Origin of the sequence: Providencia sp. 21OH12SH02B-Prov (genome assembly GCF_027362595.1) — a bacterium.
Classification (GTDB): domain Bacteria; phylum Pseudomonadota; class Gammaproteobacteria; order Enterobacterales; family Enterobacteriaceae; genus Providencia; species Providencia zhejiangensis.
In genome coordinates this window covers 1,625,581-1,638,320 of the sequence record NZ_CP114796.1, presented here as the reverse complement: position 1 = coordinate 1,638,320, position 12,740 = coordinate 1,625,581, and the positions used below count along the sequence as shown (strand labels likewise).

The 12,740-nt window shown below is 40.4% G+C and carries 13 protein-coding genes; 2 read left to right on the top strand and 11 right to left on the bottom strand.

The window, feature by feature from the left end:
- Positions 1-26 precede the first annotated feature (26 nt).
- Positions 27-674, bottom strand: coding sequence for a leucine efflux protein LeuE (gene leuE, locus O7C57_RS07920; protein WP_154635755.1), 648 nt, complete (start codon positions 672-674; stop codon positions 27-29).
- A gap of 201 nt (positions 675-875) precedes the next feature.
- Between leuE and O7C57_RS07915 the strand changes: the two genes are divergently transcribed.
- Together O7C57_RS07915 and O7C57_RS07910 are read left to right on the top strand one after the other, a co-directional pair.
- On the top strand, positions 876-1,334 hold the full coding sequence (locus O7C57_RS07915; protein WP_154635754.1) for an XRE family transcriptional regulator: 459 nt from the start codon (positions 876-878) through the stop codon (positions 1,332-1,334).
- Between the two features lie 879 nt (positions 1,335-2,213).
- Positions 2,214-3,224, top strand: coding sequence for a glycosyltransferase (locus O7C57_RS07910; protein WP_269723884.1), 1,011 nt, complete (start codon positions 2,214-2,216; stop codon positions 3,222-3,224).
- A gap of 99 nt (positions 3,225-3,323) precedes the next feature.
- Here the strand turns inward: O7C57_RS07910 and O7C57_RS07905 are convergent, their stop codons facing one another.
- The 10 genes from O7C57_RS07905 to O7C57_RS21625 form a co-directional block, all read right to left on the bottom strand.
- The gene (locus O7C57_RS07905; protein ID WP_269723883.1) at positions 3,324-3,884 is read right to left on the bottom strand and encodes a gp53-like domain-containing protein; all 561 of its coding nucleotides are present in this window, start codon (positions 3,882-3,884) and stop codon (positions 3,324-3,326) included.
- A 309-nt stretch (positions 3,885-4,193) separates the two neighbouring features.
- Positions 4,194-5,693: a gp53-like domain-containing protein gene (locus tag O7C57_RS07900; protein ID WP_269723882.1), complete on the bottom strand. Its 1,500-nt coding sequence runs from the start codon at positions 5,691-5,693 to the stop codon at positions 4,194-4,196.
- Positions 5,694-5,698: 5 nt separating this feature from the next.
- Positions 5,699-6,358 (bottom strand): DUF2612 domain-containing protein, encoded by a 660-nt coding sequence (locus O7C57_RS07895; RefSeq protein ID WP_154621869.1) that lies wholly within the window; start codon positions 6,356-6,358, stop codon positions 5,699-5,701.
- Entirely contained in the window at positions 6,355-7,542 is a 1,188-nt protein-coding gene (locus O7C57_RS07890) for a baseplate J/gp47 family protein (protein WP_269723881.1), read from the bottom strand. The genes O7C57_RS07895 and O7C57_RS07890 overlap by 4 nt, the downstream gene beginning before the upstream one ends.
- Positions 7,535-7,879 (bottom strand): hypothetical protein, encoded by a 345-nt coding sequence (locus tag O7C57_RS07885; RefSeq protein WP_154621871.1) that lies wholly within the window; start codon positions 7,877-7,879, stop codon positions 7,535-7,537. The genes O7C57_RS07890 and O7C57_RS07885 overlap by 8 nt, the downstream gene beginning before the upstream one ends.
- Positions 7,876-8,568: a Gp138 family membrane-puncturing spike protein gene (locus O7C57_RS07880; protein WP_154621872.1), complete on the bottom strand. Its 693-nt coding sequence runs from the start codon at positions 8,566-8,568 to the stop codon at positions 7,876-7,878. The genes O7C57_RS07885 and O7C57_RS07880 overlap by 4 nt, the downstream gene beginning before the upstream one ends.
- Positions 8,569-8,571: 3 nt before the next feature.
- On the bottom strand, positions 8,572-9,387 hold the full coding sequence (locus O7C57_RS07875) for a baseplate hub protein (RefSeq protein ID WP_196713276.1): 816 nt from the start codon (positions 9,385-9,387) through the stop codon (positions 8,572-8,574).
- Positions 9,380-9,673: a phage baseplate plug family protein gene (locus O7C57_RS07870; protein ID WP_154621874.1), complete on the bottom strand. Its 294-nt coding sequence runs from the start codon at positions 9,671-9,673 to the stop codon at positions 9,380-9,382. The genes O7C57_RS07875 and O7C57_RS07870 overlap by 8 nt, the downstream gene beginning before the upstream one ends.
- A 2-nt stretch (positions 9,674-9,675) precedes the next feature.
- Positions 9,676-10,203 (bottom strand): phage baseplate protein, encoded by a 528-nt coding sequence (locus O7C57_RS07865; RefSeq protein ID WP_247047228.1) that lies wholly within the window; start codon positions 10,201-10,203, stop codon positions 9,676-9,678.
- Entirely contained in the window at positions 10,200-12,713 is a 2,514-nt protein-coding gene (locus O7C57_RS21625; RefSeq protein WP_269723880.1) for a hypothetical protein, read from the bottom strand. The genes O7C57_RS07865 and O7C57_RS21625 overlap by 4 nt, the downstream gene beginning before the upstream one ends.
- Positions 12,714-12,740 lie beyond the last annotated feature (27 nt).

The following is a 12,740-nucleotide window of genomic DNA, read 5'->3' as shown; positions in this document are numbered from 1 at the left end:
TGAGATTTTATTCAAAAAGATTATGATTAGTTACTGAAAATTGCCAGTTTCGCTGCAAATCCCATAAAAAAGCTGCCTACTGCACAATTTCCTAATTTAGCTAACACTTGTTTTTCACGTAAAAAACGCGCAATGAGGTAGCCACTAAAAATTAATAAACTTAGGTAGAGAAAGCTAACAAATTCAAGGATTGACGCTAGCACAAGGTAAGGTACCCATGCTTGTGCATAACTAAAGTCAATAAACTGAATAAAAAAGGAAATATAAAAGAGAATGGCTTTTGGGTTGGTTAAACTGAGGATCAGCGCTCTCGTGAAGATTTTTTCTGATTTGACCACGACCGAATCATCACCAGTATTGGGTAATTTTTTCTGTTTAAAAGTAACAAAAAGAATTTTACTCCCTAAGTATAATAGGTAAGCAGCCCCCAAATAACGCACGATCATAAACAGCGTGGGGGAGGCTTTTATGACAGAGGCAACACCAATGAATGAAAGGAAGATCAATATCGCATCGCCCGTGAACACACCTAACGCAGCACGATACCCAGCACGAGTACCATGTGAAGTGCTTGATTTTAAAACATATAAAGAGTTTGGCCCCGGAACAATGATGATTAGGATCAGCCCTGCCATGTAAGTCCAAAAATTTAAAACACCAAAACTTTCAAACATAATTAAGACCTTTGTGATTTTTTTCTTATTATTATCACAATCTTTCTGAGTTGTGAATATTTAATTCAACTCATTATTTGCTTATTAATTTCAAATGCTAAAACAAGCTAATAATAATCATTATTTTTAATTTTCTTTTATTTTCATACTATAAATGTGCTTAAGAAATATTTAACTCAACTAATAAATAAAGGATATGATATGGCACTTATTCAATCAGGTATCCAAGCCGGTATATTTGAACAATTTTATCCGACAACGCTTGTATATTCTGCTGCTAAAAAAGTCTTCTTCTTAGGTCATACGCCTCAAGAAAAAGCGTATTTTATTTATAGTGTAAATGATAAAGGAATTATTGATACAAGCGCACCTGTTCATAAAGGTAAATTAAACAGTTATCTCAGCAACCTTCAATATGTCCAAGACTTAACGCTGAACAAGCAATATATTTACGGTTATAACTTAGAAGAGAAAACGATTCAATTCTATTTAGTTCAGGATAATGGTAGCCTTGAAAATGTCTATGATTTCACCTTTAACGCGACTGGAATGCAAATTAGAACCGCCTCATTCTTTGTTATTAATGGTGTTTTGTATTACTACTACCAATACGAAAAATCAAAAAACTGGGAATCATTTAGTGTAGTTATCGTTAAATAAAATAAAGCGCTCGCACACTAGAATTAAGGATTGTTTTCAATCCTTAATTCTTTAAGCCTGATCAAATTCACATCAACACTTTATTGTGTTTATTCATCTATATAAAACTTTCAATATATTTCTGAATTAAAATGTCAATTATTCTACTGCATAAAAAAACTATATTATTCTTAATTAGATGGATATAATCACTACGCTATTAGACCTTCCCAAAATACTCCCTCTTTTATGATAAAAAGCACAAGCACAAGCTAATCGATAAAACGGGTAATACACGACAAGAACAGATAATGCAAAGAATCGGTGAGTAATTCGCGCTATTAAGCTTACATATCGCGATAGGTTCGTCACAATCACTCACTATCAACGACGCTAAAACAGATGATGGAAAAGAGAAGATAGGTCAAATATGGGAAGAGATCTAGCAAGATGACTCATGGGTGCCAGCATAAAAAATAATTGCAGAGAAAGTAATGTCGAGATCGTTCTTCGAATTACAGAAATGAAAGTTGGCGTTAATAGTCCTTATGACGTTCTTGTGTTAGAAATCACTTTTGCAGGTGGAGCCATCAACAAAAAAACACACAAATGAGAAGATATTGATAGGCAGCACAGCGTAGCTATTTATCTTGTGAGATTATGGGACATATGTACGCTAAGACCGGAGAATATTTGGAAAAACGGATGATGGTTATCCTGAATCAGTAAAAAAATGCTTAATGTGATGGAAGGCTAGCGTTATGGTGGATTTTTGTTTTTAGCTCTTTATATTGTTTGCTATTATAGTTACATACGTAAACCTAATAGGTTGTCCACATACTATAGTTTTAATCTAAAACCCATCAATTGTAGACAATTGACTAAAAATCAGGAAGATAAATGATTTGCTTTGAAAATGCCGTAAATAACAACGCGTTATTTTTTGGTAGTAGTTCAGACGAAAATACATCAGACTCTCTTCATGTTGCATATGGCGCCGACAAAAATTTTTTGTTTGGAACAGGTGTTTCCATTTGCTCAGTTTTGTTAAATAACAAGGATATGAGTTTTCATTTTCACATATTCACGGATATTTTGAGTGATAGAGATATTGAACTTTTTAAAGAAATTACAAATCTCTACAATACAAACATAACGCTATACACCTTAAATGTAGATGCCTTGAGAAGCCTTCCAACAAATAAAGAATGGTCTTATGCCATCTATTTTAGGCTCATTATAGCGGATTATTTCTATAACAAATGTGACAGAATTTTATACATGGATTCTGATGTTTTTTGTGCAGGAAGCATTAAAGAGCTAAAAAAATTAGATCTAACGTCTACACCAGTCGCCGCTGTCATGGATGTGAATGATTCATTCTCAATAGAAATGTCTGAATTATTTAATGCTGAAGGTATTAAAAAAGGATATTTTAACTCTGGTGTGATGCTAATAAATACTGAAGAATGGAAACGCAGACAGATAACAGAAAAGTCAATATCTGTTTTTACAGATAATAAATTATTATCTGTTATCAAGTATTATGATCAAGACGCACTAAATATTGCGATTAATGGTGATTGGTTAAAGCTAGATACTAACTTTAACCTCAAAATAAACCTTAACGATAAGTATAAGAATAGAGCTATCCGTATTGTTTCTCCCCCTGTATTAGTCCATTTTATTGGAGTAACTAAACCTTGGCATAGCTGGTCTAAGTATTACCATGAGGTTAATTACTTCTTGAATGCAAAAGAAAAATCGCCGTGGAAAAATATAAGTTTAATAACCCCCCAAAACATTACACACCATAAATATGCATTTAAACACTTAAAATATTGTAAAGAATATTTACAAGCGTTCTATCAGTATATTTTATACGCTTATTTAAAAATACTTAGAAAATAGCACATTATTAAAAGAATAATTAACCATGTAAATTTCATGCTATTTCATTGTTAAATGGGTCTCTATGTTAGAGACCCACTTCTCAATTTATCTTAATTATTAATGTCCTATTGCTATCCATGTAAAATGGAAATCCCACCAACTCCCTCTACCGTTGATGCCGATTGCAGAAAAGTAATCTTTAGTGAATTCCCTAACGTTGATTGCTTCATTTCCTGTGGCATTATTCATAGTTGCCGTAACAGAAAAACACGCATTAGGAAATTGTGTGTGAAACGTAAATTTTTTAAGCGTATCTTTTTGGGTCAAATCGGAACCCCACTGAATAATAATTCCAGTGCTAGCATCTTTCCACCAACCTCTAGCAGCCTTGCTCGCTGTATTTTTTCCTCCCATTGCACCAATTTTGTTATCAACTTCAGCCTTGGTATACGCCCCAACATCCCCTGCATTCAATGAGATATCAGCACTCAACGCTTTATTATTCACTTTACGGGTATTTGGCACACGGTTATTTGCATTGCTGTTCGCTGCGTCAAATTTTGAGTTTACTGTGCTATTTGTCGCATAATCCCCCGAGGCCTGATAGCTCCCTTTAGGTTGATATCGTGTATTCCCTTCTGCTTTCGTGTAGCTTTCGCCTTTAACGGTGTTTATCACCTGTGACTCAATGCACACCCCGATACAGTCTCTTTCTGGTATGAATTGGAAAATACCTATTGATGACGTTATTTTTAAATAACGCGATATAGATTTAAAAAAGCAAGGTAATATGATTAAATTCAATGAATTGCTATTCAGAAGAAAAATATATATTCAAAATAGGTAGAATAGCATTTTGTTAAATAGAGATAGTTCATTCCCTGATGGAATATAGCTTTATAAAATAAGAATTTTATATTATTTAAAGTTCCTATATTTATTCAAAGGGCTATAGTTCACAATAGCCCTAAGCTTCTCATTTTAAAATCAATACCCCATAGCCATAATGTGCAAAGGACCAGGAGCAATTCCTGATATGTATACGGTTACACTTTTTGCATTCCAACTTTTTACATAAATAGCGTAATTACCAGGATTATTTGTTGATGAATTTACTGAAACAACAACGTTTATACATTTATTGGGAAATGGAATAGGAAAATTAACTACGTTATCAGACCAATCTTTAAATGTAGTATGCACGTTTTGAAGCATCATTCCCGTATCACCACATTTCCACCAACCATTATCTGTTTTATTTGCTGTGTTTTTACCACCTGATGCACTGATTCTACTATCAACTTCAGCCTTGGTATACGCCCCAACATCCCCTGCATTCAATGAGATATCAGCACTCAACGCTTTATTATTCACTTTACGGGTATTTGGCACGCGCCCATTTGCGTTATTGTTTGCGTTTGTAGCATTCGTGTTAGCCGCATTTGCTGTGACTTGCGCATCTGTACCCATTTTTTTAGCGTCTGCTATCTTAGTGTCAGATTCCGCTTTCGTGTAAGCACCGACATCGCTCGCTGTAATTGTGATATCTGCACTGAGTGGCTTATTGTTCACTTTGCGCGTATTTGGCACACGGTTATTTGCATTGCTGTTCGCTGCGTCAAATTTTGAGTTTACTGTGCTATTTGTCGCATAATCCCCTGACGGCTGATAACTGCCTTTTGGCTGATATCGCCCATCCCCTTCCGCTTTGGTGTAACTGTCACCTTTAAGCGCATAATTCCCCGCAGGGGCATAATTGCCTTTGGGTTGATAACTAGTGTCAGATTCTGCTTTTGAATAACTGTAGCCTGCCGCTTGATAACTGCCCTTTGGTTGATATTTGCCATCGGATTCGCTTTTCGTGTAACTGCTTCCTTTTAAGGCATAATCCCCCGAGGGCTGATAACTGCCTTTTGGCTGGTATCGTGTATCCCCTTCTGCTTTCGTGTAGCTTTCGCCTTTGACGGCATAGTTACCCGCTGGGGCGTAGTTTCCTTTCGGTTGGAAATGCGTATCTGACTCTGCCTTCGAATAGCTGTAGCCGGCGGTTTGATAGTTGCCTAATGGTTGGAACCGCTTGTCCGATTCGGTTTTGTTATAAACCTGAATATCTCCCGCCGTTAAATCCGCTTTCAGCTCTTGCCATGCAGCCCCTGCGGCAGGTTCAACATTGTTATTCTCAATCTTGGATTGCCATGTTTTATTTTTATGATAAACAACACTACGAATTGGGTAGGGCTTCCCCTCCACTGCCCATAGGGGAATGCCATAACTTTGCAATTCACCAATCGCTCCCGTGATATCGTGAAACAACGCATTCATTTTTTCACGTTCAATATCCTTAGCAGCAGGGTCAGTTTGTTGATCACGCTCATAGTCATAGCTGTAACCTTGAGTGTAAGAAACTGAATCATCCCCCTGCACTGCATCAGGAATAGCATTACGATCCCCTTGTGTTGCAAAGGGGATTTTAAATATTTTTGTCATGGGTTTTAGGCTCCGAAATTACTGCTTAGAAAGTTTTTACGATGTTGGCCGTGGCCGAAAGCTTTCTTCGTCACGATACGATATTTGACACCAACTCCCGATGGGCGTGGCATGAGATCAAAGTTTTCAAGAAGTACTCGTAAATGTTCGTCAGGATTGAAATTAAACACGTAATACAGATAGGTCATATCCAGCGGATCAAGCACAAACACTTTGCTATCTGCTTGCCAAAAGAATCGTTTAAGAAATTCGTTAATATTGGTCACCGTTGGGCTTTGCGTAAGGTTAAAATAGCGCATACGCACAATGAGGCGTTTTTGGTCGACGGTCAGTGATAAGGTGTAATCGGCATTACGCCGAAAGTTAGCGTTAAAATTGGCTTTCTTTTTGCCAAAACCAAAGCCAATTTTGGTTTTATCACTGGGCGGAACATCAATCCCCAATGGCACATCAAGAATACGCGCCCAGATGTTAAGCCCGAACTCATTTGCTGTATCGATATTAAACACATCACGGTACCAATCACGCCAAAACTGTATCGTGGATTGATCAAAGTAGTCCGCTTTGTATTTGGCTAACGCCTTGAGATTCTCAGCATCCTCATATTGCCAAAGAATGGCTTTTAATAAATCAGAATGAAAATCGAAGGATTGGATTTTTATCATGTGATCACCACTTGTACTGCACTACGTTTGAGCCTTGCCACCTCATTCATTTTGATTTCGTAGTTATTGGATGACCAAGTTTTACCATCGTTCGAAAGTGCAACACCTGTAATAAATAATCGAGGTTCTACAGCATTAATCCCTGCCGAAATTTCAAATGGAGAAACATCTCGCCCAACCACTAACCCCCCCTCACCATCGATATCACCATTTGCCCACGCCTCAACCGCGGCGGGGATAATTGTTTGTGCATCCACCGTCGCTTTTTTTACCGTTACTCGGCAAAACAGCACAATTTCTTTGGCTCTATCGAATTTAACTGGGTAAGTTTGACCGCTGATAGCTTCCAATACTTCAACTTTTTCACTACCGTTAAAAGCGGCACCCAGTGTCTTTGTGCGTAACAATGAACGGGCAATCGCCTCTTTATCGCCCCCTTCAACACACACATAAATGCTATGAGGAACTAAAGTGATACCGTCAAAAACCATCGGTTGGTCAGTGTAATTTTCTCGATACGCCAACGAACGCACACCTTCTAATGCGTAAAGTGCGGAAGTGATCGCCTCCCCCACACTGACGGTGTTTTTCGCTAACGTCTGCTTACGTCGTCGCCTTGATTGTAGATCGGTTTCCGCATTACGCCCCAATACTGCGGTACTCGGGTTATGAACGGTTTCCCAGCCTAATACCGAACTGGCCACTTTATTGAGTTGCCCCACTCCGCATTCAATTGCCCCTGTTTCAATGGACCGCATATCCCCCGTCACGGAACCATCTTGACCGATAATTAAAGTCTTAGTGGTTTCGAATAAATCACCATTGAGCGAGGCAGCTTGTGAACCTTTCGGGATAATGGTGTCGGCAATACCGGTGAATTGCACCTGAGATAAAAAAGAATGTGTCGCATCAAAACGCTGTCCACCCATTAACGCCCATATTGCATCAAGGAAAATACCGCCGGCTAAATCAGGGTTAATTTGGTTAGCCAGTTCGGCATTATTTCGCACAATTGCATCCCGATTTTCAACTTCCATGGTGATCAGTGCGCCCTGTGGTGTTTCTGGCGAAACATCCAGATCCTGGCCAAACACACTTTTAAATTCGCTTTCAACATCATCACGTAAGGTGCTGGTATCAGGAATAATAACGCCTTGCGATGTAATGAATTGATAATCAGCCATTGAGTGTTATCTCCCCATAAATCGTTTGGATCACAGCGGTATATTTCAGTGTGTTATCCGCCAATGAAGCCGAAAAAGACAGGACCGATATCACATCATTGAGTTCACGCATACGATCCCGAAACGCGGATTCAAAGAGCGGAATATCAGCCTGGCGTCCAAATGTCGTTTTCCAATAAGGAATCCCCCTATCCAGCTTATGCAGCATTTCACCGCGTATCGCTTTGACATAGTGTTCACAGCGATTTTTCAATGATCGTTCACCATTGGCGATAGCTAAATTGCCGCTATTTCCCAAATGAATATCATTGTTTTTATTCACATCAAAGGTCATCATATGGGCGCTCCTGTATTGCTATTACCACTTTGAATGCCGCTATGTTTATGCGTTGAACCGATATCTTTACCATTATGTTTCAACGTGCCACCACTTGACTCACTATTACCATGGGTTTGCTGGTTACCATTAATCGTCACGTTGCCATTAAATGTCGTTTCAGGAACATTGACCTCAAGAATGGGAGAATCTAACACCACTTTTCCCTCATGCAGTGCTAAACACACCGAGCCATCCATAGATTGAATAACCAACGCATCCGTATTTTTACCATCAATCAGCCAACCTTTAAGCGTATCGGGGTAGAACATCGCATCGCTGAAGGTATGTAAGCGAGCCGTATTCGGTTCATCTTCCAACCCTCCTCGCTGAAAGATTAAGCTAATATCGCGGTCATTGGCTTTGAGCCAGCCAAAATCCCCCGCCTTAATCGGCATACGAATAAAAAAACCGCCGCCACCAAAGCGAAACACAGGGATATTAGGAACGGCTGCACGAGCAATCTTTTGTCCTTCAGTCGACACCATCATGACTAATGGTTTGATAACAGCGCGGTTAGTTTTATCGTCATAACTCACCACTGTGGCGGGAAGCATGTCATCAATATTCATCAATAGACTACGAAACGCAGCCATAAATTGCCCTGCCAAGCTGCCTTCGCTAGCAATATCATTATTAGGTTGGTTCATGGTTTACACTCGTTTGCAGGACGCTTGGTAAAAAAATGCGTCGTCGTGAGAGGCAATGTCGAACTTTAATTGCTCAATAATATAGTCACCGTTTAGCGCAGAATTAAACTTGCTTTCCAGGCGTAACATGCCACCTAATGACGATTCACCATCAATTAAATAAGTGACGTCAACACCTTTTTCAGTCGCTTTCGGAATACCCACCATGCCCGACTTTTGATTGAGAATACGTAAACGGCCGTTTAAAGCTTTGTCGCGGTCTTTCACATACAAGGTGTCATCATCAATAAATGCTTTCACATTACCGGCATCTTGCAATCGCTCCACTTGTTTGAGTGCCGACCCACAAAAATACCAGTTAGCAATATTTTTATCGGTCGCTTGAAAGTCCAATCTCACCCCACAATCCTGTGCAATATTTTTAGCTAACTCACTCATTTTGCTCATCGCGCTACCCGATGAAGAAACAATGTCACGTGCCGTTGCATTGTTAGTTTTGGCCTTTAATGTGAGTGTGACATCAGGTGGCGAGGCAATTTCGGCACTGACAATATCGCCTACATAAATCCGAAACACACCAGTACTGGCACGACCCGCCTCAACAATTAATCGATGTGGCTTCTTCGCTTTGGTATAAGGGCTAGTTTCGGTCAACAACATATTACGTGTTGCAGAATTGAGGCCATCGATATTGACGGTACATTCATTCTGTAAAGGGTTAGCGTACTTGGTGCCACTTGCACGAACACGTAGCCCCTCATACCATTGCAATCGACCATTGACTTCAATGCCTAATCGAATACGGCGTAAATCAATCATCCTCCCTCCACCACACCAGATATTGAGATTGATTAAATTGCTCCCACCAAGGTAATACATCATTATTCGTGATAAACGCAAAATTGCTCTTACTTGATAAATACCGGTAGGGGATCAAGGATTGGTTTGGCATCGCTCGCAAGCCTTGTAACAAAACCCTATCATTACACTTGATATCACAGCACATCACATCACGCGCTGCCTTCAGCGTAAATTCCCAATCATCGCCATCAAGTGTCACTCTGATCCGTTGATTGGGTATCGCACTTAATGGAATTTCTTGCATGCTCACTCCTCTGCATTAAATGAACCATCTACGACTTTGACGATAACAGACTTTTTCTTTTTTTTAGGGATTGTCGATGTTTGTACCTTGCCGCAATTAACGGTGCTCGACTGCGCTTTTTTAGCCACTTTTCTGGGCGGCAGAGCCCCGTATTCAGGCTCTATATTGCGCCACTCTGTAAACCGCAATGAGAGTTTGATCGCGTCTGTCATGTCAGGACTTTCATCGTGATCAAAACTCACTAACAAGAGTGGTTGATACGTTTTGACTCGCGTTTGTATGCCAACCAATTGATGTTGATCATAGGCTTGTTGCATCATTTCAAAGGCATTTTTCAATTCACCGACTAAAATCAAACTCATGCTAATTTCAACTGGCTGTACCACAACGTGATCGCTACGCGTTTCCCCAGACTCAACAGTAAACTGCGTGGCTTTGTGTTCATCGCGTACATTAATTTGGATGGGGCTAGCCGTCTCAAATAGCACCGTGAAGTCATCAATGTTGAAAATTTTAATTTCTGTGATCATTTACTCAGCCCTGTATTGTTTTGCTGCCCTAAATCTTGTAAGTGGGGAGTTAATGCCTCTTTCATGACGGCTGCGAGACCTTGAGCATCTGTCGCTTGGGTTTCCACTTTAATCTCACCAATAGACACGTTAGTTTCATTAGTCATGTTAGATTGATTACTGATCGCCTGACTGGTCATCGAATTCATCGTATTCGCTGACATGCCGTTAATGTGCTGACTCAGACCTGTGACTAGAAAAGCCGTATCATCCTCGGAAAGTTTAGGGGTCTCCGGTATTTGAGATTCAATCGTGCCATTCACTGACACTTTGCGCTCAACGGTCTGCGTTATTTCGGCATCATCATCAAAACCAAACCAACCTTTAACCGTCTTCCAGCCATTTTTGATCGCATCCAACCCGTCATTAATCCAGCCTAAATACTGTTTAATTTGGTTCCAAAGCCATTTGAAAATACCCACAACGGTATCAGAAACCGTATTAAAGATACCTTCAAACCCTTTCCCCCAATTGATAACGTCTTGAATACTTGCCACCAGCCAACCGATGAACTCATCCATGGCATCATTCATGAGGTTATACGCATCAATAACAATGTCAGCCACAAATTTGGCGGCAACTTTGAGGTATTCAAAAAGCGCTTTAAACGCTTCCCATAACGCCATAATGACGATTTTTAAGGCGGGATATTTATCTAGCAAGCGACCAATCATCGAATCGTTGCCATCAATAAAGTTCATGATATCGTCATAAACTAATGCGAACGCTGTTGCCAATAAGGCAATAACGGCAATTAACGCTAAAATAGGCCATGTAAACGCCAAAGTCGTTGCTGCTGCCGATAACATCGCAGGCAAATAAAAAGCTGTAATAGCAGCGCCCATCGCAATAAAAAAACCCACGATGAATGTTTGATTTTCTTTGCAGAAGCTGACAAACCGATTAATCCACTCTACCCCTTTGGCTAAAATCGGGATCACCATTTCGAGTAAGCTATTTTTCAGCATATCTGACGATTGCTGAAAGCCTCGCATCGCTTTGTTAAACCTAATAGATTGCTCAATACTATCTTTGTTGATACCGGAGTATTCTTTTTGAGCCTCCATCATGTGCTCAAACTCTTTACGCCCTTTCATCATGAGTTCAACGGTTTTATCGTCCGTGACACCCAAGGCAGAGAGCGTCGCTTTCGCTTTATCAAACTTCATGCCCTGCACTTTATCCGCGGTTTGTAACACCTTTTCCATGGAGTTTTTAGCAAATCCAAACGATTTTGCCATCGCAGATAAATCGGCTTGAGCTGCATCACGCGAGCCACCAAGTTCGGCCATTGAACCAGCGAAAGCATCCACATCGACTGCCGCTACATTGATTTTTTTGCCTAGATTATCGAGAGATTCTATTTCAGCCGAACGTGTGATAGAGGCTTCCACTAAGGCTTTCGCCCCCGCCAGTAACTTCTCCGCAGCAAATGCCTTTTTAACAAAAGACATGACCGTATTACCCAACCGCTGATATTTGCTTTGCGTGCTATCAATGTTTTGTTGCACATTTCTTTGAGCATTAATTTCGCTGTTAGCCGCTTCGATTCCCTTCACCTTCATCGTATCCACAAGGTGAATCAACTCCGTGTAATTACCTTGCAATGCTTGAATAATCGCGTTTGAGAGCCGTTTAGCTGTGATGCCTTGATGCTCGGTATTAGCCAGGTCTGTGACACCTTGATTCAGCAGAGTCAACTCTTGTTGCAATGCCTGGTAATGAGCCTCTACGTCACTGAGAACAATACTCGTTGATCGCATACCTTCATCAGAGATTGCTCTTTGTGTATCGAGGTTAGCCATCGAATTCGTAACCGTATCTAACCGTGTTTTGATAGCATCAGTTTGTGCAATGGCTTCGCTCGCATTAACTACAAAACCAATAGCATGCTCAACGGATAAGCCCTGTACCGATTCGTGCAAATGCGCCATCACACGTTCAACTTCTGTGGCACCATCGGCTGTGGTTAGCGGAATTTTTTGCAGCTCATGAATAAACTCACTGACTGCGTTTTTTACTTGTTCTAATGCCGTTTTTTGGTCACCCACGGATAAGGTACCAAGGTCATTTTTAAGTTGGGCGATTTCAGTCTGTAGCGATTGCCCCCAACGCCCTAATGCCTCCCCAGCGGATGACCACGCGGTTTCTGTATTTTGACGCAGCGCATCAAGGGCGCTTAATGATGACCCCACCGCATCCAACCGAACCATAATTTGACTTATTTCAGCGCTGACGTCATTGGCATTGGTTGTGAAATGGATTTTATGGTCGGTTGATAGGCTTTGTAGTGATCGCCAAAGTTCAGCCATGACACTCCCAATGGTCAGTGAACTTTGCTCCGCTGCCTGTTGAGTTTGTTTCATGGCATCAATAATGTCATCGGTCGAACGTTGCACTTTTTTAAATGCCTCATTCGCTTGCCTTGTATCAAACTCAAAGACCTGCACAAAGGTATCCATTAATGACATTAGCGATCCTTTGAAGCCGCAAGGGCT